This window comes from Pseudomonas sp. MUP55 (genome assembly GCF_034043515.1).
Taxonomy (GTDB): Bacteria; Pseudomonadota; Gammaproteobacteria; order Pseudomonadales; family Pseudomonadaceae; genus Aquipseudomonas.
This window is the reverse complement of sequence record NZ_CP138214.1, coordinates 124,344-150,505: the sequence shown is the minus strand read 5'-3', so window position 1 is coordinate 150,505 and position 26,162 is coordinate 124,344. Positions and strand designations below refer to the sequence as shown.

The 26,162-nt window shown below is 60.7% G+C and carries 25 protein-coding genes; 17 read left to right on the top strand and 8 right to left on the bottom strand.

All coding sequences use genetic code 11. From position 1 onward, the window contains the following. Positions 1-142 precede the first annotated feature (142 nt). The 14 genes from SC318_RS00690 (at position 143) to lptE (ending at position 14,300) form a co-directional block, all read left to right on the top strand. A complete protein-coding gene (locus tag SC318_RS00690; protein WP_003187413.1) occupies positions 143-358 on the top strand; it encodes a DUF1127 domain-containing protein in 216 nt (71 codons plus the stop codon). Positions 359-689: 331 nt separating this feature from the next. After that, positions 690-1,010, top strand: a complete 321-nt coding sequence (locus SC318_RS00685; protein ID WP_320429244.1) for a DUF2388 domain-containing protein — start codon at positions 690-692, stop codon at positions 1,008-1,010. A 92-nt stretch (positions 1,011-1,102) separates the two neighbouring features. Continuing rightward, a complete protein-coding gene (locus SC318_RS00680; protein WP_320429243.1) occupies positions 1,103-1,411 on the top strand; it encodes a DUF2388 domain-containing protein in 309 nt (102 codons plus the stop codon). Positions 1,412-1,448: 37 nt separating this feature from the next. Then, positions 1,449-1,769 (top strand): DUF2388 domain-containing protein, encoded by a 321-nt coding sequence (locus tag SC318_RS00675; protein ID WP_057701772.1) that lies wholly within the window; start codon positions 1,449-1,451, stop codon positions 1,767-1,769. Next, on the top strand, positions 1,766-3,727 hold the full coding sequence (locus tag SC318_RS00670) for a DUF7844 domain-containing protein (protein WP_320429242.1): 1,962 nt from the start codon (positions 1,766-1,768) through the stop codon (positions 3,725-3,727). The genes SC318_RS00675 and SC318_RS00670 overlap by 4 nt, the downstream gene beginning before the upstream one ends. Positions 3,728-4,152: 425 nt before the next feature. After that, on the top strand, positions 4,153-5,460 hold the full coding sequence (locus SC318_RS00665; protein ID WP_320429241.1) for a CitMHS family transporter: 1,308 nt from the start codon (positions 4,153-4,155) through the stop codon (positions 5,458-5,460). A gap of 68 nt (positions 5,461-5,528) precedes the next feature. Next, the gene (locus SC318_RS00660) at positions 5,529-6,278 is read left to right on the top strand and encodes a TerC family protein (protein WP_320429240.1); all 750 of its coding nucleotides are present in this window, start codon (positions 5,529-5,531) and stop codon (positions 6,276-6,278) included. Between the two features lie 269 nt (positions 6,279-6,547). Then, a complete protein-coding gene (locus tag SC318_RS00655; protein WP_306491065.1) occupies positions 6,548-8,206 on the top strand; it encodes a Na/Pi cotransporter family protein in 1,659 nt (552 codons plus the stop codon). Positions 8,207-8,264: 58 nt separating this feature from the next. Continuing rightward, positions 8,265-9,647: a M16 family metallopeptidase gene (locus SC318_RS00650; protein ID WP_320429238.1), complete on the top strand. Its 1,383-nt coding sequence runs from the start codon at positions 8,265-8,267 to the stop codon at positions 9,645-9,647. Positions 9,648-9,717: 70 nt separating this feature from the next. After that, complete coding sequence (locus SC318_RS00645) at positions 9,718-10,749, top strand: DUF5924 family protein (protein WP_306491063.1); 1,032 nt, start codon at positions 9,718-9,720, stop codon at positions 10,747-10,749. Between the two features lie 54 nt (positions 10,750-10,803). Beyond that, the gene (locus tag SC318_RS00640) at positions 10,804-11,952 is read left to right on the top strand and encodes an MlaE family ABC transporter permease (protein WP_320429237.1); all 1,149 of its coding nucleotides are present in this window, start codon (positions 10,804-10,806) and stop codon (positions 11,950-11,952) included. Continuing rightward, a complete protein-coding gene (locus tag SC318_RS00635; RefSeq protein WP_413817585.1) occupies positions 11,949-12,752 on the top strand; it encodes an ABC transporter ATP-binding protein in 804 nt (267 codons plus the stop codon). Before SC318_RS00640 ends, SC318_RS00635 begins: the two co-directional genes overlap by 4 nt. Before the next feature lies 1 nt (position 12,753). Continuing rightward, the gene (locus tag SC318_RS00630; protein ID WP_320429236.1) at positions 12,754-13,692 is read left to right on the top strand and encodes an MlaD family protein; all 939 of its coding nucleotides are present in this window, start codon (positions 12,754-12,756) and stop codon (positions 13,690-13,692) included. Further along, entirely contained in the window at positions 13,689-14,300 is a 612-nt protein-coding gene (gene lptE / locus SC318_RS00625; protein ID WP_320429235.1) for an ABC-type transport auxiliary lipoprotein family protein, read from the top strand. The genes SC318_RS00630 and lptE overlap by 4 nt, the downstream gene beginning before the upstream one ends. Positions 14,301-14,395: 95 nt before the next feature. Here the strand turns inward: lptE and SC318_RS00620 are convergent, their stop codons facing one another. The 5 genes from SC318_RS00620 to SC318_RS00600 form a co-directional block, all read right to left on the bottom strand. Next, positions 14,396-15,625 carry a spore maturation protein gene (locus SC318_RS00620; protein WP_320429234.1) on the bottom strand — a complete coding sequence of 410 codons (1,230 nt, stop codon included), beginning with the start codon at positions 15,623-15,625 and terminating at the stop codon, positions 14,396-14,398. Positions 15,626-15,723: 98 nt separating this feature from the next. Next, positions 15,724-17,055 carry a glutamate/aspartate:proton symporter GltP gene (gene gltP / locus SC318_RS00615; protein WP_320429233.1) on the bottom strand — a complete coding sequence of 444 codons (1,332 nt, stop codon included), beginning with the start codon at positions 17,053-17,055 and terminating at the stop codon, positions 15,724-15,726. Between the two features lie 714 nt (positions 17,056-17,769). Continuing rightward, positions 17,770-18,237, bottom strand: a complete 468-nt coding sequence (locus tag SC318_RS00610) for an inhibitor of vertebrate lysozyme family protein (RefSeq protein WP_320429232.1) — start codon at positions 18,235-18,237, stop codon at positions 17,770-17,772. A 2-nt stretch (positions 18,238-18,239) separates the two neighbouring features. Then, complete coding sequence (locus tag SC318_RS00605) at positions 18,240-18,404, bottom strand: DUF1328 domain-containing protein (protein ID WP_003170804.1); 165 nt, start codon at positions 18,402-18,404, stop codon at positions 18,240-18,242. Between the two features lie 78 nt (positions 18,405-18,482). Continuing rightward, the gene (locus SC318_RS00600) at positions 18,483-18,767 is read right to left on the bottom strand and encodes a hypothetical protein (RefSeq protein WP_320429230.1); all 285 of its coding nucleotides are present in this window, start codon (positions 18,765-18,767) and stop codon (positions 18,483-18,485) included. 32 nt (positions 18,768-18,799) lie between these two features. Here SC318_RS00600 and SC318_RS00595 point away from each other — a divergent pair, with 32 nt between their 5' ends. Genes SC318_RS00595 through SC318_RS00585 form a run of 3 tightly spaced genes read left to right on the top strand, consistent with a single transcriptional unit; the run spans position 18,800 to position 22,313 of the window. Continuing rightward, positions 18,800-19,150 (top strand): hypothetical protein, encoded by a 351-nt coding sequence (locus SC318_RS00595; RefSeq protein ID WP_320429229.1) that lies wholly within the window; start codon positions 18,800-18,802, stop codon positions 19,148-19,150. An 18-nt stretch (positions 19,151-19,168) separates the two neighbouring features. Then, positions 19,169-20,515, top strand: coding sequence for a sigma-54-dependent response regulator transcription factor AlgB (gene algB / locus SC318_RS00590; protein WP_124384508.1), 1,347 nt, complete (start codon positions 19,169-19,171; stop codon positions 20,513-20,515). 10 nt (positions 20,516-20,525) lie between these two features. Then, complete coding sequence (locus SC318_RS00585; protein WP_320429228.1) at positions 20,526-22,313, top strand: ATP-binding protein; 1,788 nt, start codon at positions 20,526-20,528, stop codon at positions 22,311-22,313. Between the two features lie 57 nt (positions 22,314-22,370). Here the strand turns inward: SC318_RS00585 and SC318_RS00580 are convergent, their stop codons facing one another. The 3 genes from SC318_RS00580 to SC318_RS00570 all read right to left on the bottom strand — a co-directional run bounded on the left by SC318_RS00580 (position 22,371) and on the right by SC318_RS00570 (position 26,161). Beyond that, positions 22,371-23,147 carry an N-acetylmuramoyl-L-alanine amidase gene (locus SC318_RS00580; protein WP_320429227.1) on the bottom strand — a complete coding sequence of 259 codons (777 nt, stop codon included), beginning with the start codon at positions 23,145-23,147 and terminating at the stop codon, positions 22,371-22,373. Positions 23,148-23,234: 87 nt separating this feature from the next. Next, entirely contained in the window at positions 23,235-25,286 is a 2,052-nt protein-coding gene (locus SC318_RS00575) for a GGDEF domain-containing protein (RefSeq protein ID WP_320429226.1), read from the bottom strand. Next, positions 25,283-26,161, bottom strand: coding sequence for an endonuclease/exonuclease/phosphatase family protein (locus tag SC318_RS00570; RefSeq protein WP_320429225.1), 879 nt, complete (start codon positions 26,159-26,161; stop codon positions 25,283-25,285). Before SC318_RS00570 ends, SC318_RS00575 begins: the two co-directional genes overlap by 4 nt. Position 26,162 lies beyond the last annotated feature (1 nt).

Genomic DNA, 26,162 nt, shown 5'->3' with positions numbered 1-26,162 from the left:
CCGTACCGTACAGCCTCTATAAACAGTTAACTGGCCCCTCACAATACAGGTGAACTGTATCTAGAGAGTCTTGCGTGCGAGGAGGATCATTGGCATCAGTTAAACCACTACCTAATCCCGCCACAAGCGGAAGGATGTCATCATGGAACGTACACTCAGTTCCGAACTGTTCTTCGAAGAAAAAGCTGTTAACACCCAGGCTTCCCTGCCTCTGCGCGTTCTCGCCAACCTGATGTTGTGGCAGCGCCGCATCTCCAGCCGCCACCAATTGGCTCGCCTGGATTCGCGTCTGCTGGCTGACGCCGGTATCAGCGAAGCTCAACGCTACGAAGAGCTGAGCAAGCCGTTCTGGCGCTGATTGGCGCTCGCTGGCCCTGAACCGTCGGGTCCACTGCCAGCACTCTGATTTGTCAAAGCAAAGCCCGCCCCGGGTAACCGGAGGCGGGCTTTGCTGTTTCTGGAGAAAGGAGATTGGAGCGGCCTTTTCTTTCCGACTGATACAGTTTAAATATTCCTGAATACCACCATAACAGTTCAACGACAGACTTCCGTATGGACAAGCGGTGGCCTAATATCCAGTCACCACGTGGCGAACCTTGTAGATCGGGCGTCAGATGCCCAGTTGCCCAACGTCCGTTTCATTGTGGCCGTTCTGTGCCACCTTATTCGTCATCTACAGGAGTTATGCCATGTCCCGTCTTCACCTGCTGTGCACTGCCGTCCTGTTGGCTGTTGCTGCCAACGCCAACGCGAGCAGCCTGATCGTGACCACCGATTCGATCGTTGGCGCGCTGAAAGCCACCTCCGATGCCACTTCCGATGCCACGTCCTCTCTGCGCGACAACAAAGTGGTACGAGCCGCACGTGATGACGCCGCCAGCTTCGTTGCCAGCGAAGGCGCCATCCGTGGTGTGAAACTGGAAAGCGCCCTGGCACAGATCCGCCAACAAGCGCCGCAGTTGAACACCGCCACCGACGCTCAATTGGCCCAGGCGATCCTGGCGATCTAACGCCAGTCACAAGCAGGCGGAGCCAGTCACTGCACTGGCTCTCGCCCGGTCATTGCGCTAGCCTTGGCGCTCGTTTTCAATTGTCGAGTCCCATGGCTTTTTCAAACCGTTTGTTGATTGTTCCTGTCATGTTCTGCGCCTGCTGGGCACCGTTGGCTTCGGCCTTTGACGTCTCCATTCAGAGCACCGTTGTCAGCGCGTATGCCACCAGCAAGGTGACCTCTGCGCCGTTCGACAACAAGTTGGTACGGCTTGCCAAGGATGACGCTGCCGCTTTCATTGCCACTGACGGCCAATGGCGGGGCGCACGCTTGGAGTCCGCACTGGATTATCTGCGCCGCACCCAGCCAAAACTTCATGCAGGCGACCTTGAACTGGCGCAAGCAATTCTCGTCCAATAATCATCTTTGTATGTCCCTCTTGTATTGGAGTCACCCCATGCGTAGCCCGTTGATCGTCGCCGCCCTCGGCCTGCTGTTTCTGGCTGATGTCGCCCAGGCGCAAACCCTGAAGGCCACCAGCAACATCATCGTTCGTGCATCTGCGCGCACCATTGATTTCACCTCGGACACGACCACCTCGATCCGCGACTCTAAGATCGTGCGCGAAGCCCACGATGATGCCGCCAGTTTCGTCGCCACCAACGGCGAAATCCGCGGTGCGCAGCTCGAAGCGGCCTTCGACACCCTGCGCACCCGTGTGCCGGAAGCCCGTGATGCCAGCGACCAGACGCTCGCCGAAGCTATTCTCGCTCTGTGAGGCGAATCAAGGGCTGGCTCCTGGCCGGGGCAGTGCTGCTGTGCGCCGACGCAGCCCAGGCCAGCCTGCAACTGCGGCTCAAGACCGATGGTTTGAGCCCGGCCGAACAGCAGGCCAGCCAGGCGTTGCTCGATGAAGCGCTGGGGGCCTTGCCGCCGCGTTTCATCGAGCAACTGGACCGCCGTATCGACGTCGGCTGGACCGACAAGATGCCTGAGAACGCTTATGGCCAGGCATCGCTGGTGTCCGAACTGGACCTCAACCGAAACCTGCTCGCCAGCCTGACCGACGGCAGCGCCGCCACCCAGAAAACCAATCGCCCCCACGGCACCGTGCACCGGGAAATGCTCGCCACCGTGCTGCATGAACTGACCCACATCTATGACCGTGCGCGCCTGTGGTCCAAGGACGAGCGCGCGCTGATCCAGCGCTGCAGCCGCCAGAACAACATCACCGGTTTGATTGGCTTGCCCGACCAGTGTCGCGGCCAGAATGACCGTCGTTTCACGTTGAGTGACGATCCACGCCTGCTGGACCTCGCCGGCTGGCCGCAATACGTCGGCCGTCGCGGCGAACGCGAACAGCACAACAACCAGGTGGTTCGCAGCCCGGACATCTACGAAACCACCAGCCCGCTGGAATTCGTCGCGGTCAACATGGAGTACTTCCTCCTTGACCCCAGCTACGCCTGCCGCCGTCCCGCGCTGGCGCGCTATTACAAGGAACACTTCGGCTGGGCGCCGCCCGGGCAGGATACCTGCAGCAAGACCTACGCTTTCTTGAATGCTGGCAACGACTTCGCCAAGACGCCGCTGGGCCAGATCGACCCGGAACGCGTGTACGAAATCGACTACCTGCTCGCCGAAGCCAATCAGAACCTGGTGAGTCGCTGGGGCCATAGCATGCTGCGCCTGGTGATCTGCGCGCCCGGCCGTCCTCGCGGGCCGGACTGCCGGCTGGACCTGGATCAACACCTGGTCTTGTCCTACCGCGCCTTCGTCGGTGACGTACAGCTGTCAAGCTGGGATGGCCTGGTGGGCAAATACCCGTCACGGCTGTTCGTATTGCCGCTGGCCCAAGTCATCGACGAATATACCAAGACCGAACTGCGTGGCCTGGCGTCGGTACCGCTGAAGCTCAACCGCCAGGAAATCAACGACACGGTCGAACATGCTGCCGAGATGCACTGGAGCTACGACGGCAATTACTTCTTTATCTCCAACAATTGCGCGGTAGAAAGCTTGAAGCTGTTGCGCAGCGGCAGCGCCAACCCGCAACTGACCGGCCTGGACAACATCACCCCCAACGGCTTGCTGGAAGTGCTCAGCGCACGTGGGCTGGCCGACACCAGCGTACTCAATGACAAGCGCGAGGCGTTACGACTGGGTTATCACTTCGACTCGTTCCGCGAGCGCTACCAGGCGATGTTCGATGTACTGCGCAAGCGTCTGCCGATCAAGCAGACCCAGGTCGAAGACTGGTTGTCGCTGGATGCACAGGAACGCCGCCAATGGTTCAGCCAGGCTGACTTGCGCACCAGCGCCGCCTTGCTGCTGCTGGAACAAGCCAGCTATCGCAAACAGTTGATGCTTGCCCAGGACGAAGTCAAACAGCGTTACCTCAATGCGCGCGAGCTGGAAAACGGCGGCATGGAAAAGGCCAACAACACCTTGCAGCAAATTCTCGCCAACAGCGGCTTCCTCAGCCGCCCGGCGGAGCTGCTCGACAGTGGCGGCTATGGCCTGCCGCAACCGTCGGAAGCCAAGCGGCTGGAATCGGAAAGTGCCGAACGCCAGAAACAACTGCAGTCGCTGACCGGCGACCTGGATAAAGAGGTGAGGGCGCTGCTCGATCCTTCCCGCGCCGCCGAAATTGCCGCCTGCGAAGCCAACCTCAAGCAAATGGGTGAACACCTGCGGGCGCTGCACAAGGCGGCAGGCGGCCTCGAACTGCCCTAAAATTCAGCGGTACGCATAACCCAAATTGTGGGAGGGGGCTTGCCCCCGATAGCGGTGTAACTGTCAGCAATTCTTTAACTGACAGACCGCCATCGGGGGCAAGCCACCTCCCACATTTTTGATCGTTCTCGCGCGGGAGCGTGGGAACGATCGTAGGGTCAGTTGCTCCCACATGTGTATTTGCATCAGCCTCACGACCGAGTGTCATCTGTTTGCTCAGCGAAAGCTGGCTGAAAGCTTACCCGTCTAGGATCACCTCCACTGTCGGCAATAGACCGACTGTTAACAACAACAATGGTGATCCCCGATGTCCGCCCGTACCCGCCTGTTTGCCCCAACTCCACCCGTACGCCTCGTGCCTTTCGTTCTGCGCTGACCCCACCCGGTCCGCCATTCCCTAGCCGCGCTACGCCTGGAGTATTCCTATGCTGACTTTCCTTGGCTTTGCCATGGTCATCACGTTCATGTTCCTGATCATGACCAAGCGCCTGTCCGCGCTGATCGCCTTGATCATCGTACCCATCCTGTTCGCGCTGTTCGGCGGCTTCGCGCCGAAGATCGGCCCGATGATGCTCGAAGGCATCACCAAGCTCGCGCCGACCGGCGTGATGCTGATGTTCGCCATCCTCTATTTTGCCCTGATGATCGACTCCGGCCTGTTCGACCCGGCCGTGCGCAAGATCCTCAAGATGGTCAAGGGCGACCCGCTGAAAGTCTCGGTCGGCACCGCCGTGCTGGCGTTGGTGGTGTCCCTGGACGGTGACGGCGCCACCACTTACATGATCTGCGTCGCCGCCATGCTGCCGCTGTACCAGCGCATCGGCATGAGCCCGCGAATCATGGCCGGCTTGATCATTCTTGCCGGTGGCGTGATGAACATGACGCCGTGGGGTGGCCCGACCGCCCGCGCCGCCAGTGCGCTGCATGTCGACCCATCGGACATTTTCGTCCCCATGATCCCGGCGATGGCTGCCGGCGTGGTGGTGATCCTGGCAATTGCCTATATGTACGGCAAGCGCGAGCGTGCACGCCTGGGCGAACTGCACCTGCAAGGCGACGAGATCGATCACAGCGAAATCAGCGTGTCGCAATTCCCCGACGCCCGCCGTCCGAAGCTGATCTGGTTCAACGGCGCGCTCACGCTGGCCCTGATGTGCACGCTGATCGCCGGCCTGCTGCCGCTGCCGGTGCTGTTCATGGTGGCGTTCAGTATCGCGATGATCGTCAACTACCCGTGCCTGCAACAACAGAAAGACCGCGTCGCGGCTCACGCCGGCAGCGTACTGGCGGTCGTCGGGCTGATCTTCGCCGCCGGCATCTTCACCGGCATCCTGTCGGGTACTGGCATGGTCGACGCCATGTCCAAGAGCCTGCTGGCGGTCATCCCTGAAGCCCTGGGCCCGTACCTGGCGGTGATCACGGCGCTGGTGAGCATGCCGTTTACCTTCTTCATGTCCAACGATGCGTTCTACTATGGCGTACTGCCGGTACTGGCCGAAGCGGCCAGCCACTACGGCATCACCGCGGTGGAAATGGCGCGGGCGTCGATCGTCGGTCAGCCGGTGCATCTGCTCAGCCCACTGGTACCCTCGACCTACTTGCTGGTTGCCCTGGCGGGTATCGAGTTCGGCGATCATCAGCGCTTCACCCTCAAGTGGGCAGTGCTGGTATGCCTGTGCATAATGTTCGCCGCGTTGCTGATGGGGATTTTTCCGCTGTTCAGCACTCTATAATCGTACCGACTCACTCACCGCGCGGCGCTACAGCTTGCGCGGTCTAACACTTGCTCAAAGGAATACACATGGAATGGCTGACCAATCCGGAGATCTGGATTGCCTTCTTCACCCTGACGGCCCTCGAGATCGTCCTGGGCATCGATAACATCATCATGATTTCGATCCTGGTCAGCCGCATGCCCAAGCATATGCAGGCGCGCACCCGGATCTTCGGCCTCGCCCTGGCGATGGTCACGCGTATCCTGCTGCTGCTGTCGATCACCTGGGTCATGCAACTGACCGCCGACCTGTTCGTGGTCTTCGGCCAGGGCATCTCCGGGCGCGATCTGATCCTGTTCTTCGGTGGCCTGTTCCTGCTGTGGAAAAGCTCCCAGGAGATGTACCACGCCCTGGAAGGTGAAGAAGAAAGCCATGACGAGCCTAAAGGCGGCGGTGGCAAGTTCATCTACACCATCATCCAGATCGCCATCATCGACATCGTGTTCTCCCTGGACTCGGTCATCACCGCTGTCGGCATGGTTTCCCACGTGCCGGTGATGGTCGCCGCCATCGTGGTTGCCGTACTGGTGATGATGCTGGCCGCTGGCAAGATCAGCGAGTTCATCGACAAGCACCCGTCGCTGAAGATGCTGGCGCTGTCGTTCCTGCTGGTGGTGGGTACCGTGCTGATCGCCGAATCCTTCGACGTGCACGTGCCAAAAGGTTATGTCTACTTCGCCATGGCGTTCTCGCTGGCAGTGGAAGCGATAAACATCAAGATGCGCACCGCCATCGCGAAAAAGAAGAAACAGCAGGATCCGGTGAAACTGCGCTAGGACGCTGCGGGTCAATAAACCTGTAGGAGCGAGCTTGCTCGCGAAGAACCCAAAGACAACGCGTTAAACCAGGCAGTGCGCGTTCTCATTGACGTTCTTCGCGAGCATGCTCGTTCCTGCAGATGACAGTTTTGTTTCAATCCCGAGTTTAGCTATGCGATGCTGGCGCGGAGCCCATTCGCCAACTACAGCTTAAGCACAAGACGTAGAGCGGCACGCGGTAACTTTCCTTCGCTCCTGTTGGAGCGCACCCACACGGGGGGCCGAGCATGCTGACCTTGCTCAATCTGCTTTCCGCCGTGACCCTGCTTATCTGGGGCACGCACATCGTCCGTACCGGCATCCTGCGGGTCTACGGTTCCAACTTGCGCCAAGTCATCGGGCAGAACATGTCCAAACGCTGGCTGGCATTTGTCGCCGGGATCCTGGTGACAGCCATGGTGCAGAGCAGCAATGCCACGGCGATGCTGGTCACGTCCTTTGTCGGCCAAGGGCTGATGAGCCTCACCCCTGCCTTGGCCACCATGCTCGGTGCCGACGTGGGCACCGCGTTGATGGCGCGGGTGCTGACCCTTGATTTGTCCTGGCTGTCGCCACTGCTGATCTTTCTCGGCGTGATCTTTTTCCTGTCGCGCAAACAGACACGGGCAGGGCAACTCGGCCGGGTCGGGATCGGCCTCGGGCTGATCATCCTGGCACTGCAATTGATCGTCGAAGCCGCCGGGCCGATTACTCATGCCCAGGGCGTCAAAGTCATCTTCGCTTCGCTGACCGGCGACATCTTGCTCGACGCCCTGGTCGGCGCGCTGTTCGCGATGATTTCCTACTCCAGCCTCGCCGCTGTGCTGCTGACGGCCACACTGGCCGGTGCCGGCGTGATCGGTTTGCACGTGGCCATCGGCCTGGTGATCGGCGCCAACATCGGCAGTGGCATATTGGCCTTTCTCAGCACCAGCATGCAGAACACGGCCGGGCGGCAGGTCGCCTTGGGCAGCCTGTTGTACAAATTGATCGGCCTGCTGTTGATCATTCCGGTGCTCGACCCACTCGTACGCTGGATGGACGGCCTGGACTACAGCACTCAAGGCATGGTCATCACCTTTCACCTGCTCTACAACGTCAGCCGCTGCCTGATTCTGCTGCCGACGATTGGTCCGATGGCGCGGCTGTGCGAATGGCTGCTGCCCGAGCGGCCCGAGACCAATGGCAAAGCCAAGCCGCGCCATCTGGACCTGGCCGCGCTGGATACGCCAAGCCTGGCGCTGGCCAACGCCGCCCGCGAAACCCTGCGGCTCGGCGACTTGATCGACAACATGCTCACCTCGATGCAGGAAGTGCTGCGCGGCAAACAGACCGCCATTACCCAGGAAATGCGCAGCCTCAGCGATGACGTCGAGGCGCTCTACAGCGCGATCAAACTTTACCTGGCGCAAATGCCCCGTGAAGACCTGAGTGAACAGGACAATCGCCGCTGGGCAGAGATCATCGAGCTGTCGATCAACCTGAAGCTGGCGGGCGACTTGATCGAGCGCATGCTGCGCAAAGTCCAGCAGCAGAAAACCTCGCAACGTCGGCAATTTTCCGAAGTCGGCCTGGAAGAACTCAGCGACCTGCACAGCCAGTTGATTTCCAACCTGCGCCTGGGCTTGTCGGTATTTCTCAGCGGGGATCCAGAAAGCGCCCGACAGTTACTGCGCGAGAAACGCCGCTTTCGCGCCCAGGAACGTCGCCTGGCCCACGCCCACGTCAGCCGCCTGCAGCGTAAAATCGTACAGAGCCTGGAAACCAGCTCCCTGCACCTGGAGCTGATTGCCGACATGAAGCGCTTGAACTCGTTGTTTTGCAGCAGCGCTTACGTGGTGTTGGAAACGTCCGACACCGGCGCGCTGTCTGCTGAAGATATTGCCGACATCACCCATTCGCCCTGAACGTAAGCCAGCGAGCGAAGTCAGTTAGCAATGGACCTCGTTCGCCAGGAAGCTTGTTATGCGTCGCCTGTTACTCGCCTGCCTGCTGATGGGCTCGGCACACACCTTTGCCTTTGACCGCCTGCAAGTCGAAGGCTACACCTTACCCAACGGCCTGCAACTGCTGCTCAAACCGGGCACCGAGCGCGGGCACGTGGCCATCCGCCTGGTGGTTGGCGTGGGTCTGGACGACTTCAGTTGCGAGCAAAAGGAGCTGCCGCATTTGTTCGAGCACCTGCTGTTCAGCGGGATCGACGGTGGTGGCGAAGGCGAGCTCGAAGACCGCATGCAAGCCCTGGGCGGCGAGTGGAACGCCTACACCAGCAACGCCGACACCACGTTCGTGATCGAGGCGCCCGCGCAAAACCAGCGCAAGGTGCTGGACCTGCTGCTGGCAATCATCACCCGCACCCAACTGACCGACGCCAATATCAATGCGGCCAAGCAAGTGGTCGAGCGCGAGGACGGCGGCCATTACTCACACTTGCAACGCCTGCTGGACCGCCAGGATCTGGGCCACAATGCCAGTAACCAGCTGGCTGTCGAATTGGGCCTCAAATGCGCCGAACGCGCCGAGGTCGGCCACCTGACCCGTGATCAGTTGGAGGCACTGCGCAAAAACTGGTACGCGCCGAATAACATGACCCTGATCGTCGTCGGCGACCTGGACAAACTGCTGCCTGCCTACCTGGAGCGCACCTATGGCCAACTCGACCCGGTGGAGCCGAGCGACCACCGACCATTGCCGCAAATCCAGAACGTCGCTGACAGCCATCGTGACCTGATCCACGGCTGGGTCGGCAACAATGCCAAGCTGCACTGGCTCCTCCCGGAGCCGGTGCTGGACGACCAGCATGACGAAACCTACGACCTGCTCAAGGACTACCTCGACTGGGCGTTGTACCGCCAACTGCGCCTCAAGCACGGCTTGTCCTACGGCCCCTGGAGCGAGCGCGAAGTGCTTGGCGGCGTCGGGTTCCTGAGCCTGAACGCTGACCTTGAGCGGGAAAACCTCGAGCAAGCCGAACAGGTACTCAAAGACCTCAAGGCACAGTTGCTCAAGGATGGCCTCGACCCGGCGGTATTCACTCGGCTGCAGCAAGCCGCCATCGCGCGCCAGGCCTGGGCCGTGCAGGGTAACAGTGCGCTGGCCGATTATTACTGGAGCGCCGCTGGCGAATATGCCGATGGCCGCTTCAGCGACCCGGCCAAACGCATCAAGGCCGTGAGCCTGGCGCAGACCAACCAGGCCATGCGTCAGGTGCTGGCGCAGCCGGGCTACTGGCGCATCGAAAAACCGCTGTTGAGCTATAACGCGCTGAGCGGATTGGGCGCGGGTGTGCTGGGGCTGATCACTCTGATATGGGTGACCCTGCGGTTTTATCGCAAACGCAACGCGTAATGAGGCACCGAACAGCGACCTGAGACGCTATCCTGTCTAGGATTTTTCCCACACCTATTGTGAACCGCCCATGCCGAATTTGCCGCCCCTTATCCAGCGCGTTATAGAACTGATCAAGCGCTACCCAGGGGTGATCGCGCTCGGCGGCTTCATATCGGGGGTGGGCAGTTTCATCCTCGTGGACCGCCAGCAGGGCATGGCCAGCTGGATCGCCGTGATCATGCTGGTGAGCTGGCTGTGGCTGATGCTGGAAAACAGCTTCACCCAGCTTTTCACCAGGCTTTTCAACCGCGAAATACCGGAACCGCTACTGCGCTATGCCACGCAGATGATCCACCAGGAAAGCCTGTTCTTCGTGCTGCCGTTCTTTTTCGTCACCACGGCCTGGAACAGCGGCCAATCGGTGTTCACCGGCCTGCTCGGTGCGGCGGCGCTGGTTTCGATCATCGACCCGCTGTACTACAAGTGGCTGGCGCCCAAGCGGTCACTGTTCCTCGCCCTGCACACGCTGACGTTATTCGCCGCATTGCTGACCGCTCTGCCGATCATCCTGCACCTGACCACTGCCGAAAGTTACAAGCTGGCCCTGGGCGTCGCCATGGCTCTGTCGATCCCAAGCCTGGCCGTCAGCCTGCCGCTGCGCAGCGTCAAGGGCTGGGCGATGTTGCTGGGAGTCACAGCAGCCATTGGCTGCGCCGGCTGGCTGCTGCGCAGCTGGGTGCCGCCTGCCACCCTGTGGATGACCGAAGTGGCCATCAGCACCCAACTCCAGGACCGCACACCGGGCGACGACCTCAAGCAGGTCAGCGCCGCCCAACTGCGCAGCGGCGGGCTGTACGCCTACACCGCCATCAACGCCCCTCGCGGCCTGGATGAACGGATCTATCACGTGTGGAAATTCAACGGCAAGGAAGTCGACCGCATTGCCCTGGATATCCATGGCGGCCGCAAGGAAGGCTATCGCGCCTGGACCCACAAGCAGAACTTCCCGCCGGATTCGGTAGGCCGCTGGCAAGTGCGGGTGCTGACCGAAGACGGGCAAGTCATTGGCGTGCTGCGCTTCAACGTCACCGACTCAGCACAAACGGACAACCCCAAGTAAGCCCGATCGTGCTATTACGTAGCAATTGTGGACAGCCAAACAAGCTCGGAGCTTATGACCTCTCGCACGACAGCCGGCGCGGCCCAACTCGATACGTCCAGCACACCGCCGTTGCTCCTGATTACCGGTGACTGGACGCTTGCCCATTACGCCCACCTGAAGAAGCTGTCGAACACCCTCGACGGCCAGTACGACGCCGGCGCGCGCATCGACCTCAACGGCCTCGGCGCTTTGGATACGGCCGGTGCTTCGCTGCTGGTGGAGCTGCTGGGGCCCGAACGTATCGAGCAGTCCGCCGAGCAGACTGATTGCAGCCTGTCCGCCGCCGACCGGGCGTTGCTCAAAACGGTCTACCGTTCGCTCAACGATTTCTGCGTACCGCTCAAGGAACCGGAAGAAGGCGCGGGCATTCAATTGTTGGCGCGCATCGGCCGCGCGGTGGACACGGTCTGGCAAGACGGGATGAAACTGCTGGGCTTCATTGGCCTGATCCTCGAAACCTTCGTGCGCGGCGTCTTTCGGCCCAAACGCTGGCGCCTCACGCCGATGGTCGCGCATATCGAACAGACCGGCCTCGACGCAGCGCCTATCGTCGCGCTGCTGACCTTTCTGGTGGGCGCCGTGGTGGCTTTCCTCGGCGCCACCGTGCTCAAGAGCTTCGGCGCGACAATATTCACCGTGGACCTGGTGGCGTTTTCATTCCTGCGGGAATTTGGCGTGTTGCTCACCGCCATCCTGATCGCCGGTCGCACGGCCAGTGCCTTTACCGCACAAATCGGCTCGATGAAGGCCAACGAGGAAATCGACGCCATCCGTACCCTGGGCCTGGACCCGATGGAGCTGCTGGTGCTGCCGCGGGTGCTGGCGCTACTGGTGGCCTTGCCGATGCTGACGTTCCTGGCGATGCTCTCGGGGATTATCGGCGGCGGCGTGGTGTGTGCGGTGGCCCTGGATATTTCGCCGGCGATGTTCCTGTCGCTGCTGCAATCGGACATCGGCGTGCAGCATTTCCTGGTGGGCATGGTGAAAGCGCCGATCTTCGCATTCCTGATCGCCGCGATTGGCTGCCTGGAAGGGTTCAAGGTCAGCGGCAGTGCCGAATCAGTCGGCGCGCATACCACCTCCAGCGTGGTGCAATCGATTTTCGTGGTGATCGTGCTGGACGCGGTCGCGGCCATGTTTTTCATGGAGATGGGCTGGTGAGTCGTCTGCATCGAGCGCCCACTGAGGCGGTGATCGAGGTTCGCGGGCTGTGCAACCGCTTTGGCAGCCAGAGCGTGCATGAAAACCTCGACCTGGATTTGTACAAGGGTGAAATCCTCGCGGTGGTCGGTGGCTCCGGCAGCGGCAAGTCGGTGCTGCTGCGCAGCATCGTCGGCTTGCGGCGCCCCAGCGAAGGGCAAGTGCGGGTGTTCGGCAAGAACCTGCCGAGCCTGCCCGAGCATGAACGTTCGCTGGTGGAACGCCGCTTCGGCGTGCTGTTCCAGAAGGGCGCGCTGTTTTCCTCGCTGACCGTCACCGAGAACGTCGCCTTGCCGTTGATCGAGCACGGCGGGCTCAGCCGCGCCGATGCCGAGCATTTGGCGGCGGTCAAACTGGCCCTGGCCGGGTTGCCGTTGTCGGCGGCCGACAAGTACCCGGCGTCACTGTCCGGCGGCATGATCAAGCGCGCCGCCCTGGCGCGCGCGCTGGCCCTGGACCCGGACATCCTGTTTCTCGACGAACCCACCGCCGGCCTCGACCCGATTGGCGCGGCGCAATTCGACCAACTGATCCTGACCCTGCGCGATGCGTTGGGCCTGAGCGTGTTCCTGGTTACCCACGACCTCGACACGCTGTACACCATCACCGACCGCGTGGCGGTGCTGGCGCAAAAGAAAGTGCTGGTGGCCGATGCCATCGATGTCGTCTCGGAAACCGACGACGCCTGGATTCACGAATATTTCCACGGCCCCCGAGGCCGCGCGGCATTGGATGCCGCTCAATCGCTCAACGAGGTATGACATGGAAACCCGAGCCCATCATGTGATGATCGGATTGTTCAGCGTAATTGTGGTGGTCGGCGCGATGCTGTTCGGCCTGTGGCTGGCCAAATCCAGCGTCGACAGCGCCTTTCGCGATTACGAGGTGGTGTTCAACGAAGCGGTCAGCGGCCTGTCCCAGGGCAGTTCGGTGCAGTACAGCGGGATCAAGGTGGGCGATGTCACCAGCCTGCGCCTGGACCCCAAGGACCCACGCCGCGTGCTGGCGCGCATCCGCCTGGCCGGGCAAACACCGATCAAGGAAGACACCCAGGCCAAGCTGGCACTGACCGGCATCACCGGCACCTCGATCATCCAGCTCAGCGGCGGCACCCCGCAAAGCCCCGAACTCAAGGGCAAGGACGGCAACCTGCCGGAAATCATCGCGTCGCCATCGCCTATCGCGCGCCTGCTCAATAACAGCAACGACCTGATGACCAGCATCAACCTGCTGCTGCACAACGCCAACCAGCTGTTCTCCCGAGAAAACGTCGAACGCTTGAGCACCACTCTGGAAAATCTGCAGCAAACCACCGGCGCGATCGCAGAACAGCGCGGCGAGATCAAAGTGGTGATGCAGCAATTGATGCAGGTGAGCAAACAGGCTGGCGGCGCGTTGGAACAGACCACCGTGCTGATGCGCAACGCCAATGGTCTGCTCAACGATCAGGGCAAGCAGGCGTTCGGCAGTGCGGAGCAGGCGATGAAGTCTCTTGAGCAAAGCACCGCCACCATCAACACCTTGCTGACCAACAACCAGGATTCAGTGAACAGTGGCATGCAGGGCCTCAACGAGCTGGCGCCGGCCGTGCGCGAACTGCGCGAAACCCTCGGTTCGCTGCGCGCCATCTCGCGCCGCCTGGAAGCCAACCCCAGCGGTTACCTGCTGGGCAGTGACAAGAACAAGGAGTTCACGCCATGAAGCGTGCTTACCGAATGATCGCCCCCGTGGCCTTGGCACTGCTGAGCGCCTGCTCGATCCTGCCCAAGCCGGACCCATCCGACGTGTACCGCCTGGCGTCCGCCCAGCCCGTCAGTCAAGGCGCACCGGTGAGCTGGTCGTTGCGCGTGACCAAGCCACAGACCAGCGAGTTTCTCGACAGCCCACGCATCGCGGTGGTGCCCAATGGCGACTTGATCAGCAGCTATGCGAACTCGCGCTGGAGCGATCCGGCGCCGGTGCTGTTGCGCAACCGCCTGCTGGACGGTTTCCAGCGCGATGGCCGAGTGACGTTGCTGAGTACCGACGAGACCAATCTGCAGGCGGACTATGAACTGGGCGGGCAGTTGCAGGCATTTCAGAGCGAGTACCGTGGCACGGCGGTGGAGGTGGTCATTCGCCTGGACGCTCGGCTGGTGCGCGGCAGCGATCAGCGCATCATCGCCAGCCGCCGGTTTGAAGTGCACCAGCCGGTGAGCGATACCCAGGTGCCAGGCGTGGTGGCTGGGTTTGGGCAGGCGGGAGATGCGTTGAACAGGCAGGTGGTGGAGTGGGTGGTCGCGCAAGGCGATGGTGCTGCTAAACACTGATGGCCTCATCGGGGGCAAGCCCCCTCCCACCTTTTTCGAACGTGTTCACAGATCTAAATGTGGGAGGGGGCTTGCCCCCGATAGCGGTCTGATTGTCAACCAAAGAACCAGTAGCACACCCCAATGGCCGCCACCACCCCGGCAAACTCCGCCAGCAACGCACACCCCACCGCATGCCGTGCGCGCTGGATGCCCACCGAACCAAAGTACACCGCCAACACATAGAAGGTGGTCTCGGTACTGCCCTGGATGGTCGCCGCCACCAACGCCGGGAAACTGTCCACACCCTGGGTCTGCATGGTCTCGATCAGCATCGCCCGCGCTGCACTGCCGGAAAATGGCTTGACCATCGCTGTCGGCAGCGCGTCGACGAAACGCGTGTCCATGCCGGTCCAGGCCACTACATGGCGAATGCCTTCCAGGCCAAAGTCCAGCGCGCCGGAGGCACGCAACACGCCCACCGCACAGAGCATCGCCACCAAATAGGGCAACAGGTTCCTGGCAACGTCAAAGCCTTCCTTGGCGCCTTCGACAAAGGCCTCATACACCTTGACCTTGCGCAACGCGCCGATCACCAGGAACAACATGATCAAGCCAAACAGCGTGAGGTTGCCCAAGATCGAAGACAGCCCGGCCAGCGCCGTGGCAGACAGGGTCGCCAGCAATGCCATGAAACCACCCAGCACCAAGGCACCCGGAATCAGGTAGGCCAGCACCACCGGGTCCCACAAGCGCAGGCGCTGCATCACTGCCACCGACAGCAGGCCCACCAGGGTCGAGGCGCTGGTGGCCAGCAGAATCGGCAGGAACACCAGCGTCGGGTCGGCAGCGCCTTGCTGGGCGCGGTACATGAAGATGGTCACGGGCAGCAGCGTCAGCGACGACGCATTGAGCACCAGAAACAGGATCTGTGCATTGCTGGCCGTGTTGGGAATCGGGTTGAGTTCCTGCAGCGCCTTCATGGCTTTGAGGCCGATGGGGGTGGCGGCGTTGTCCAGGCCCAGGCCGTTGGCGGCGAAGTTGAGGGTGATCAGGCCGATGGCCGGGTGGCCGGCAGGCACTTCGGGCATCAGGCGGCGAAACAGCGGGCCCAGGGCCTTGGCCAGCCAATCGACGATTCCGGCTTTTTCGGCGATACGCAGAAAGCCCAGCCACAGGGTCAAGGTGCCGAACAGCAGCACCATGACTTCCACCGACAGTTTGGCCATGGCAAAAATGCTTTCCACCATTGCCGCAAAAATCCCGGCGTTTCCGCCCACCAGCCATTGCGCCAGTGCTGACACCATTGCCACGACAAAGAAGCCAAGCCACAGGCCATTGAGCATCAGTTAAATCCCCCGAAAGATGGGGCGAATGATAACGGGGCTGGCAGAAACGACAAACCCCGGAATTATCCGGGGTTTGTGTCAGCCCAATCGAGCGATCAGCCGCGAGTGATTTCGCCGGTCGGCAGCGCCTCTTTGCTGCGCCAATGCGGCAGCGAATTCCAGTAGCGTTCGCCCTTGGCATCGTCGTACATGCCTTCCCAGCGCGAGATGACCAGTACAGCCAAAGCGTTGCCGATCACGTTCAGTGCGGTACGCGCCATGTCCATTACACGGTCGACACCCGCGATGAACGCCAGGCCTTCCAATGGAATGCCCACGCTGCCCAGAGTAGCCAGCAGCACCACGAAGGACACACCCGGCACACCGGCGATGCCTTTGGAGGTGACCATCAGGGTCAGCACCAGCATCAGCTGTTGGCCGATCGACAGGTCGATACCGTACAGCTGGGCAATAAAGATCGCCGCGATGCTCTGGTACAGGGTCGAACCGTCGAGATTGAATGAATAGCCGGTCGGCACCACGAAGCTGCAGATCGCCTTCGGCGCGCCGTAGGCTTCCATCTTCTCGATCACACGCGGCAGCACGGTTTCGGAGCTGGCGGTGGAGTAGGCGAGCACCAGCTCGTCCTTGAAGATACGGATCAGCTTGAGGATCGAGAAGCCAAACAGGCGGGCGATCATGCCCAGTACCGCAAACGCGAAGAACAGAATCGCGACGTAAACCAGGATCACCAGCTTGGCCAACGGCAGCAGCGAGGCGAAGCCGAAGTTGGCGACGGTCACCGCGATCAGGGCAAATACCCCAATTGGGGCGTACTTCATGATCATGTGGGTGACTTTGAACATGCTCTCGGACACGCCCTGGAACATAGTCACCAATGGCTCGCGCAGTTCAGGCTTGAGGCTGGACAAGCCCAGGCCGAACAGCACCGAGAAGAAGATGATCGGCAGCATCTCGCCTCGGGCGACGGCAGCGAAGATATTCGACGGGATCAGGTTGAGGATGGTCTCGATGAACGCATGCTCATGCTGCACTTCGGCGGCGGTCGCCTGGTACTTGGAGATGTCGACGGTACCCAGGGTACTCATGTCGATGCCAGCGCCCGGATGGAACAGGTTGGCCAGCAACAGGCCGACCACAATGGCGATGGTGGTGACGATTTCAAAGTAGAGGATGGTTTTGACGCCGATGCGACCCAGCTTTTTCGCATCGCCAACACCGGCAATGCCAACGATCAGCGAGGAAATCACGATGGGGATAACGATCATCTTGATCAGGCGGATAAAGATATCGCCCGCTGGCTGGAGCACGTTGCTGATCCACCAGGCCTTTTCAGCACTGAAATGGTTGAGCACTGCACCGATTGCGATCCCTAGCACCAAACCGATGAGGATCTGCCAGGCGAGGCTTAGCTTTGCCTTCTTCATGTCATTACCCTTACTTCAAGTGAACTTAAGGCAAATGCGCCAGCTGGACCGCTCGAAAGCGAAAAAGTGTGTGCATCTGCCTCCATGAAAGGTCACCGCAGCTTGGCCGAAATGGCTTACTGGTAGGCGAAAAAAGGCGCAACTATTCCCATGCAAGGGAGCGACGTCTAATGCCGTAAACGCCTACCCTATGCCGAATCGGCATGGCTTTTTTTGAAATTAATTGTCTGAACGGTCAGTTCGAATACGCCATTCAAGCGGGCGAACCTGCCGCGAAGCTGCCAGTTCAGGCTTTCGCGGAGAGTTCGATGAATTCGAATGTTTGATAAAAATGTCTGCAAAATCCGCCACCTGGCGTCGGAAACAGCCTCTAGCGCTAGCGAATTTTTATCGATGGATGGTCGCGCCTACATATCAGGTAATGGTTGCCGAGTGGCAGAACGAAAATTTCGGGCTAAGAGCGGCATGACACTGAGCCAATGAGAGCGACAAGCCCGCCGCAAGTTCAGCAAGCTTGAGGACTTGTGAACTTGCGTCGCAGCTTTTCACCTGACCCGGCCCTTGCGCAGGCACTCCCTGTACCCGTAGGTCGCGCCGATCCTTATCGATCAGAGCAACCCGGCCCCCTGGTCATGCACCGCGCTTGGCGAGCGATGCAAACAGAAAGAAGCGAGATGGCTTCTTTCTATGGACGCCGGCTCCGTGAGACGGAACCTAGTACCAATTCGGATCTTTCTTGAGCTGCTCCATCAGCAGCTTCTTCATGCCTTCATCCGGTTTACCGAGGAAACGGTAATCGGCGTGGCGCGTCGGGGACTTGTCCGCCGGCAGGCCGGCCGGGACTTCCACCAACATCGCGTAGGCATCTTCCTTATCGAGGCTGAAGGCTACGATCAGGCGCTTGTTCAGGCAGGTATCTGCCGTTTCACACAGCGGACCGACCAGATACTTGTCGCCATCCTCTTCGACAGCGTTCATCTGTTCAGCCGTACCCGAGAGGTTCATCACCCACTCCGGCAGGCGTTCTTCTTTCTTCACCACGCCTTGCCAGGTCTTACGGTACTGCGCATCCGTGCTGAGCAATTCGTTGGCCCGGGATTGGCCGTCATTGGCGGCCATCACCAGGCCGCTGCCGCACAAGAGTACGGCGGCGGCAATGGCTTTGAGGGACAGATGGGTCATATTCAGCCTCGGCCGCGACGACCAAAGAAGAACGAGGCGATGAACATCACCAGGAAAACCACGAACAGAATCTTGGCGATACCCGTAGCGGTGCCTGCGATACCACCGAAGCCCAGGACTGCGGCCACAATGGCGATGATCAGAAACGTGATTGCCCAACTCAACATGGTGATTCTCCTTAAGCTTTCATAAAGGTAACAGCGGTAATGCCGTACAGCCGCTCAGCTTGAGCGACGTCTTGTTGCCTAGAACACCCAGCGCTCTTGAACCGGTAGTTCGCTCAGGGTGGAGTTCTGGTCCGCCACTCTCAGTTGCGGGGCGGCTACATCGCCCATGGTGCTGGCGACGGAGCTGAAATGGGTTTGCGTCATCACAGGGCGTTCGAATTGCGGCACTTGTTGCGGACTCTGCTGCCAATGCTGCATCTGCTGGCCGACGATCAGCGTGACCATCAGCGCGAGGCTGGCGAATAGACCTTGCTGCAGATGCAGCGGCGATATACGCAATTGGCTGAGGCTTTGGCGAGTCATGCTGCTTTCTCCCGCATTCTGATTATTCATTCATGACGCTCTATGCAGTACCTATTGCAGAGCGCATGCCAGGTTTTTTACAAAATAAAACCTCTTTAAATCAAAGAGTTATAAATGTGGCGCTTCTTCAAGGCACAGCATCCTGCACGATGCCCGATCCAGGGCCGTGCGAAATGCACGATGGTCAATCGTCGGGGCAAGGGATCGATGGCGGCAGCGCGGTTGCCGAAGCGGGCAGAAGACATGAAAACGCCACTAGTGCGGCGCTTTTACAGGGGGATGTAGGAAGATGTGCAGATAGCTGCACGACGTTGCCTTTTATCGAGCAGAATGAACCATGCAACTTGCCCGATTATTCTGGGACTAATCACCAACATTCATAGTTAAGGAGCGCGGGACAGATGGAATCAGCCAAGGAACTTCAAGGCCGCATTCTTTTAGTGGATGACGAGTCCGCGATCCTCCGCACCTTCCGTTATTGCCTGGAAGATGAAGGCTACACCGTTGCCACCGCCAACAGCGCGGCTCAGGCCGACGCCTTGATGCAACGCCAAGTGTTCGACCTGTGCTTCCTCGACCTGCGCCTGGGCGAAGACAACGGCCTGGATGTGCTGGCTCAGATGCGTATTCAGGCGCCATGGATGCGCGTGGTGATCGTGACGGCGCACTCCGCCGTGGACACCGCCGTGGACGCAATCCAGGCCGGCGCCGCCGATTACCTGGTCAAGCCCTGCAGCCCCGACCAGTTGCGCCTGGCCACCGCCAAGCAATTGGAAGTGCGCCAGCTCTCGGCACGCCTGGAAGCACTGGAAGGCGCAGTGCGCCAGCCCAAGGACGGCCTGGATTCTCACAGCCCGGCCATGATGGTGGTGCTGGAAACCGCACGGCAGGTGGCCGGCACCGATGCCAATATCCTGATCCTCGGCGAGTCGGGCACCGGTAAAGGGGAACTGGCGCGGGCCATTCACGGCTGGAGCAAACGCTCGAAGAAATCCTGCGTGACCATCAACTGCCCATCGTTGACCGCAGAACTGATGGAAAGTGAATTGTTCGGCCACAGCCGCGGTGCATTTACCGGTGCCAGCGAAAGCACCTTGGGCCGGGTTAACCAGGCGGACGGCGGCACCTTGTTTCTTGACGAGATCGGCGATTTTCCGCTCACGTTGCAGCCCAAGTTGCTGCGTTTTATTCAGGATAAGGAATATGAGCGCGTGGGCGACCCGGTTACCCGCCGCGCAGATGTACGCATCCTCGCCGCCACCAACCTGAACCTGGAAGACATGGTGCGTGACGGCCGCTTCCGTGAAGACCTGCTGTATCGCCTCAACGTCATCACCCTGCACCTGCCGCCGCTGCGCGAACGCAGTGAAGACATTCTGACCCTGGCCGACCGGTTCCTGGCACGCTTCGTCAAGGAGTATGCCCGCCCGGCGCGTGGTTTCAGCGATCAGGCGCGCGAAGCACTGCTCAACTATCGTTGGCCCGGCAATATCCGTGAGCTGCGTAACGTGGTGGAGCGCGCAAGCATCATCTGCCCGCAGGAGAAGGTCGAGATCAGCCACCTGGGGATGGCCGAACAACCGACCAATAACGCACCGCGCATCGGTGCCGCATTGAGCCTGGACGAACTGGAAAAAGCGCACATCGGCGCGGTACTTGCCACCAGCGACACGTTGGACCAAGCAGCTCGCACCCTTGGCATCGACGCATCGACCCTGTATCGCAAACGCAAACAGTACAACTTATGAGCTGTACCTCATGAAGCTCGCGATGAAACTGCGCACCCGGTTATTCCTGAGCATATCAGCGCTGATCACCGTGGCGCTGCTGGGACTGTTCCTGGGACTGGTCAGCGTCATGCAGATGGCCAAGACCCAGGAGTCGTTGATTCGCAGCAACTTCGTCACCCTGGACCTGGGCCTCAAGTTGCGCCAGAGCCTGGGCGATCAACTGATCATGATGCTCGAGAAACGTCCTGATCCAGCGGCCCTGGAAGCTTCCAAGCAGCACTACCTCGACCTGCTGGACCAGGGTGTCGCCCATGAAGAACGTGACGGCATTACCCACGGTTTCAGTCAGGCACGCGAGGATTACCAGAACCTGTTGGAGGCCTTTGACCGTTCCCAACAGGAACCACCTGCCCCGGGCAGCAAGGAGAAGCTCACTGAAACCTTCAACACCCTGCGCAATGGGCTGATCGTCCACCACAAACAGGCATTGGAAAACATCAGCACGAGCGAGCACAGATCCCGCGAACGTGCGCTGTTGATTGCCGCCTTGCTGGGGCTGGTAGGCCTCGCGGTGCTGATTATCGGTTTCGTGACCGCCCACGGCATCGCCCGACGCTTCGGCGGGCCCATTGAAGCCCTGGCCAAGGCCGCCGACAAAATCGGGCAAGGTGATTTCGAGGTGACCTTGCCGATATCGTCCGCGGCGGAAATGAATCAGCTGACCCGACGCTTCGGCATCATGGCCCAGGCGCTGCGCCAGCATCAGGCCACCAATGTCGATGAATTGCTCGCTGGTCAGCAGCGGTTGCAAGCGGTGCTCGACAGCATTGACGACGGCCTGCTGATGATTGACCGTCAAGGCCACCTTGAGCACCTTAATCCAGTCGCGCAGCGCCAACTGGGTTGGGACGAAGAGCGCCTCGGCCAGGGCCTGAGCGAAGCACTTGGCCGCCCGGAAATGGATGAACAACTGCAGCTGGTGCTGCGTGGTGGGAATCTGGAGCGGGCCCCGGAGGATCTGGAAGTGGAGGTCGAGGGCGAGCTGCGCCTGCTGACATACAGCCTGACACCGGTCAGCCACACCCAGGGGCATATCCTCGGCGCGGTGATGGTGCTGCATGACGTCACCGAGCAGCGTGCCTTTGAGCGGGTGCGCAGCGAGTTCGTATTGCGCGCTTCCCACGAGCTGCGTACGCCAGTGACCGGCATGCACATGGCCTTCGGCCTGTTCCGCGAACGGGCCAAGTTCCCGGCCGAATCACGCGAAGCGGACCTGCTGGACACAGTGAATGAAGAAATGCAGCGGTTGATGCAGTTGATCAACGACTTGCTCAACTTCTCGCGCTATCAGAACGGCCTGCAGAAACTCACGCTCGGGCCGTGCGATGTCACCGAACTGCTCGACCAAGCCCGGGCACGATTCGCCGAACCGGCAAACGCGCAAAATATCGAACTGCTGGTGGAGGCTCAATCTGACCTTCCACGCCTGTATGCCGACAAGGCCCAACTGGAGCGTGTACTCGACAACCTGCTGGGCAACGCCCTGCGGCACACTGCCGAAGGCGGGCAGATTCGCCTGCAGGCTCGACGTCATGGCGAACGGGTGATTATCAGCGTCGAGGACAACGGCGAAGGCATTGCGTACGGCCAGCAAGGACGCATCTTCGAACCTTTCGTGCAGGTGGGCCGCAAAAAAGGCGGGGCAGGCCTGGGCTTGGCGTTGTGCAAGGAAATCGTGCAACTGCACGGCGGCCGCATGGGCGTGTATTCAAGGCCGGGGCAGGGAACCCAGTTCTATATGGCCCTGCCTCTTTAGGCGCAAGCCTTTGTGATGAGGGAACAAGCTCCCTTGCCACAAAGGCTTGTCGGTCATTCAGCGCTGATTCAAGGCTCGCAAAATCGCCGCACTTTGCGCATCCGGCGTTCCGTCGAACAACGATGGACGGAATCGCATCTGGAATGCGGCCAGCACATGACGCGTGGCCACATCCAACTCACCGGTTTGCGGTGTCTGATAGCCCAGGCGAGCCAGCTCTTGCTGGAACCAGAGAATGCTCGGCAGTTGCGTAGCGTACTGCGCCTGGAATCGCGCCACCGCCTGCGCATCCGGCCAAATCCCAACGCCTTCGTCGGCCAGACGCTTCCAAGGGAACAGCGGACCCGGGTCCAGCTTGCGCAGCGGCGCGATATCGCTGTGCCCAATAATGTTCTTGGGGTCGATCCCGTTACGCTTGCTGATGTCCTTGAGCAACTCCACCAGTGACTTCACCTGCGCTTCGGAATAGGGGTACCACACCCGCCCGGTCGGGGTGTCGCTGTAGCCTGGATTGACGATCTCGATACCGATGGAACTGGAATTGAGCCAGGTGCGACCCATCCATTCGCTTTCACCCGCATGCCAGGCGCGCTGGCTTTCATCCACCAGCTTGTAGATGGTGCCTGAGGCGTCATCGCCGATCAGGTAATGGCTGCTGACCTGCCCCTTGGTCAACAGCGCCAGGGAGCGCTCAAGGTTGGCCGAGGTGTAATGAACCACGACGAACTGCACGCGGTTGTCATGGTTGATCGAAGGATGGCTGGTGTTCAGTCGGGGGCCGCTGGAGCAGCCGGCGAGCAGAAATAGTGCTAAGGCGATATAGAGAGATTTCATGAGAGAAGGCATACGCAAGGGACGATAATGCAACAGTGTAACGTAACGTCAAATCCTGGGCGGCCAAATCACAAAATGGAACATCTTTTACGCCGCCTGCACCTGGTTACGCCCTGCCGACTTGGCCTTGTAAAGTGCTTCATCGGCGCGCTTGAGCGCAAGGTCACTGCGCTCGCCCGGCTGAAACTGCGCGACCCCCATGGATACCGTGATGGTTACCGGCTCGCCCTTGAAGTGAAATGGGCACGCCTCGATGGCGGCGCGCAACGCTTCACCCACGGCCAAGGCATCCGCCAGGGCTGAGTCGGGCATCAGCAACACAAATTCTTCGCCGCCGAAGCGCGCGATGAAGTCGGTCGGCCGCAGGCGCTTGCGCAGCACAGTGGCAATGATCTTGAGTACTCGGTCGCCAGCCAGGTGCCCGTAGCCGTCGTTGATGCGCTTGAAGTGGTCCAGGTCCAGCATGGCCAGTGACAGGTTGTTGCCACGCTGATGCCAGGCGTTGACCTCATGATCCAGCCGCTCACTCCAGGCCGCACGGTTGGGCAGGCCGGTGAGGGGATCGATCAACGCCTTCTGGCGCTGTATCTCCAAATGCTCGCGATAGCCCTGGGCTTCCTGCTCCATGTTCGCCACCCGCTCCGCCAGGCCCTGGAGGCGTGCGGCCACTTCCTGCTCACGCTGATCGCGCTGCTGGCGATGCTCGTCCATAGTGCCGAGCAAACCTTCGAGATGGCTTTCCAGCACCTGCTTGAGGCTGTCCAGATCCGCAGCTTCCTGCACGCTGCTTTGCAGCCCGTCTACCTGTTCGCGAATTTGCGTATCCAGTTCCAGCGCGGCGGTACGGCTGTCGGCATGGCCCTCGCTGGCCACCTGAAGGTGGCCCTGGAATGCCTCAAGGCGATCATTGAGCTGTTTGAGGTAAGCCTCGAACTCATGCTGGCCGCTGTCGGTGACAGCCAGCATCAGCACCGCCAGGTCATCCAGGATCGGCAGCAATTCGTACCAGTTCAAGCCATGGACAAGACGCTCGCGCATCGCTTCGGCCTGAGGCCGGTGGCGCTCGGGAAGGGACAGGTCTTCCAGCAGGCCGAGCAAGGTGTCTTCAATATGCTTGGCCACCGAGCTGTAGGAAGGTTCAGGCGAATCGGGCAGGGCGTACAGACCATCCGATTCCAAAGCGTCGGGATCAGGCTCTGCGGTATCCAATACCGGCGGGAGCGAAAGGCTGCCGATGAGCGTCTCTTCAGGCGTGTCGACTTTGGCTTGCGGCGTTTCGATGAAGGCAGCCAGTGCGCTTTCGGGCGCGGCTTCCCCGACCGGCGCTTCAGGCGCGGCAGGTTCTGCGGTTGCGTCAGGTACCACCACAGGCGCTGTTTGGGCAGGGGCTTGGAACTCCAACGCTGTGCTCGCTGGCGCTGGCCCAACAGCAACGACGGGCTCAGGTTCGGAAGTGGCCGCTGTTGGCGGCAACGGTGCGAACGCCCGCAAGGCTTGTGTCAGCTCCTCGGACTGGCCCGGCTCTGGAGCCTCTGGTGCAGGCTGGGGCGCAACGGGCTTTGTCGCAGGGAGAACTTCGGGCTCAGGCGCAGAAGGTTCAGTGGAGACCTCTTTCGCACCAAACAGGCGTTGCAACAATCCAGGCCCGGCGCGCTGGGTTTCGCCATCCGACTCCAGGTTAAGCAGCGCCTGCTCTTGCAGGCTGCTCAACTCGCTGAGCAGCAGCGGTATTTCCCGCGCCTGCCCGACTCGGCCGTCGAGCTGCTTGGCAAAGGCCTTCAGCGGGCGCGCCACCTCGCGGGGCAGCGCAAGTTTCTGCAACTGCGCGACCAGGGCGGTGAGGGCGGTATTGATCTGGTCAACCCGGGTTTCGCGGCGCTGCTCCGAATCCAGCACGGCCTTTTCCAGGCGCGGCAGCAGGGCGGCGAGGGCAGCGTCCATGTCGTCTGTACGCACGACATCGCGCATTTCCTTCATGCATTGATCGACAGCGCGGTCAGTGCCTTCAGCCGCCAGCGTGCTGCGCACCAGCCCTCGGCGCAGCAGGTCGAGGCGAGCGGCCCAGCGGCGCTCGAGCTTGTCTTGTTGCTCGACGCTTTGCAGGTATTTTTCTTTCCAGCGCTGGGTGTCGTCGCTCATGCAAGAGGTCCGCGAGGGCCGGGGCTCAACGCGGGTAATGCATCAGCCGTGAGCGAACCCGGCAGACGAATCTCTACCGCGACGGGCAGGTGATCGGAAATGGGCTGCGCCAGCACCTGCACACTTTCCAGTGTGAGGCTCGGACTGAGCAGGATATGGTCAAGACAGCGCTGCGGACGCCAGCTGGGAAACGTGGCTTCGACTTGTGGCGCCAATAACCCGAGGTCGCGCAGCGGGGAATTCTGCAGCAGGTCAGTGGCATGGGTGTTCATGTCACCCATCAGCACCTGGTGCCTGTAGTTGCCAATCAGGTCGCGCACGTAGGCCAACTGGAGGTTGCGCGTACGCCCGCCAAGGGCCAGGTGCATCATCACCACGACTAACGCTTCCGGACCTTCGCCAAACCGCACGAGGATCGCGCCACGCCCCTTGGGGCCTGGCAACGGATGATCTTCGATGACGGTCGGCTTCAAGCGACTGAGTACACCATTGCTGTGCTGCGCCAGGCGCCCGAGGTTGCGATTGAGTTGCTGGTACCAGTAGGGGAAGGCGCCAAGCTGGGCCAGGTGCTCCACCTGATTGATGTAGCCGGAGCGCAGGCTGCCGCCGTCGGCTTCCTGCAGGGCGACCAAGTCGAAGTCGCTGAGCAGGTCGCCGATTTTCTGCAGATTTGTGGTGCGCCCCTTGTGGGGCAGCACGTGCTGCCAGCCACGCGTGAGGTAGTGCCGATATTTCTCGGTACTGTTACCCACCTGGATATTGAAGCTGAGCAGGCGCAAGCGACTGTCTGCCGGCAGGCCTGTGGTTTCCAGGTGATGTTCGTTGACCTGCGCGTCATGCAGGCCTACGACGCGTTCGGTACCCCAGCGGCGCATG

What these genes read in the sequence shown, in the direction of transcription:
- SC318_RS00690 (WP_003187413.1), top strand. Translation starts at nt 143, where the DNA reads ATGGAACGTACACTCAGTTCCGAACTGTTCTTCGAAGAAAAAGCTGTT.
- SC318_RS00685 (WP_320429244.1), top strand. Translation starts at nt 690, where the DNA reads ATGTCCCGTCTTCACCTGCTGTGCACTGCCGTCCTGTTGGCTGTTGCT.
- SC318_RS00680 (WP_320429243.1), top strand. Translation starts at nt 1,103, where the DNA reads ATGGCTTTTTCAAACCGTTTGTTGATTGTTCCTGTCATGTTCTGCGCC.
- SC318_RS00675 (WP_057701772.1), top strand. Translation starts at nt 1,449, where the DNA reads ATGCGTAGCCCGTTGATCGTCGCCGCCCTCGGCCTGCTGTTTCTGGCT.
- SC318_RS00665 (WP_320429241.1), top strand. Translation starts at nt 4,153, where the DNA reads ATGCTGACTTTCCTTGGCTTTGCCATGGTCATCACGTTCATGTTCCTG.
- SC318_RS00660 (WP_320429240.1), top strand. Translation starts at nt 5,529, where the DNA reads ATGGAATGGCTGACCAATCCGGAGATCTGGATTGCCTTCTTCACCCTG.
- SC318_RS00655 (WP_306491065.1), top strand. Translation starts at nt 6,548, where the DNA reads ATGCTGACCTTGCTCAATCTGCTTTCCGCCGTGACCCTGCTTATCTGG.
- SC318_RS00650 (WP_320429238.1), top strand. Translation starts at nt 8,265, where the DNA reads ATGCGTCGCCTGTTACTCGCCTGCCTGCTGATGGGCTCGGCACACACC.
- SC318_RS00645 (WP_306491063.1), top strand. Translation starts at nt 9,718, where the DNA reads ATGCCGAATTTGCCGCCCCTTATCCAGCGCGTTATAGAACTGATCAAG.
- SC318_RS00640 (WP_320429237.1), top strand. Translation starts at nt 10,804, where the DNA reads ATGACCTCTCGCACGACAGCCGGCGCGGCCCAACTCGATACGTCCAGC.
- SC318_RS00630 (WP_320429236.1), top strand. Translation starts at nt 12,754, where the DNA reads ATGGAAACCCGAGCCCATCATGTGATGATCGGATTGTTCAGCGTAATT.
- lptE (WP_320429235.1), top strand. Translation starts at nt 13,689, where the DNA reads ATGAAGCGTGCTTACCGAATGATCGCCCCCGTGGCCTTGGCACTGCTG.
- SC318_RS00620 (WP_320429234.1), bottom strand. Translation starts at nt 15,625, where the DNA reads ATGCTCAATGGCCTGTGGCTTGGCTTCTTTGTCGTGGCAATGGTGTCA.
- gltP (WP_320429233.1), bottom strand. Translation starts at nt 17,055, where the DNA reads ATGAAGAAGGCAAAGCTAAGCCTCGCCTGGCAGATCCTCATCGGTTTG.
- SC318_RS00610 (WP_320429232.1), bottom strand. Translation starts at nt 18,237, where the DNA reads ATGACCCATCTGTCCCTCAAAGCCATTGCCGCCGCCGTACTCTTGTGC.
- SC318_RS00605 (WP_003170804.1), bottom strand. Translation starts at nt 18,404, where the DNA reads ATGTTGAGTTGGGCAATCACGTTTCTGATCATCGCCATTGTGGCCGCA.
- SC318_RS00600 (WP_320429230.1), bottom strand. Translation starts at nt 18,767, where the DNA reads ATGACTCGCCAAAGCCTCAGCCAATTGCGTATATCGCCGCTGCATCTG.
- SC318_RS00595 (WP_320429229.1), top strand. Translation starts at nt 18,800, where the DNA reads ATGACGCTCTATGCAGTACCTATTGCAGAGCGCATGCCAGGTTTTTTA.
- algB (WP_124384508.1), top strand. Translation starts at nt 19,169, where the DNA reads ATGGAATCAGCCAAGGAACTTCAAGGCCGCATTCTTTTAGTGGATGAC.
- SC318_RS00585 (WP_320429228.1), top strand. Translation starts at nt 20,526, where the DNA reads ATGAAGCTCGCGATGAAACTGCGCACCCGGTTATTCCTGAGCATATCA.
- SC318_RS00580 (WP_320429227.1), bottom strand. Translation starts at nt 23,147, where the DNA reads ATGAAATCTCTCTATATCGCCTTAGCACTATTTCTGCTCGCCGGCTGC.
- SC318_RS00575 (WP_320429226.1), bottom strand. Translation starts at nt 25,286, where the DNA reads ATGAGCGACGACACCCAGCGCTGGAAAGAAAAATACCTGCAAAGCGTC.
- SC318_RS00570 (WP_320429225.1), bottom strand. Translation starts at nt 26,161, where the DNA reads ATGCGCCGCTGGGGTACCGAACGCGTCGTAGGCCTGCATGACGCGCAG.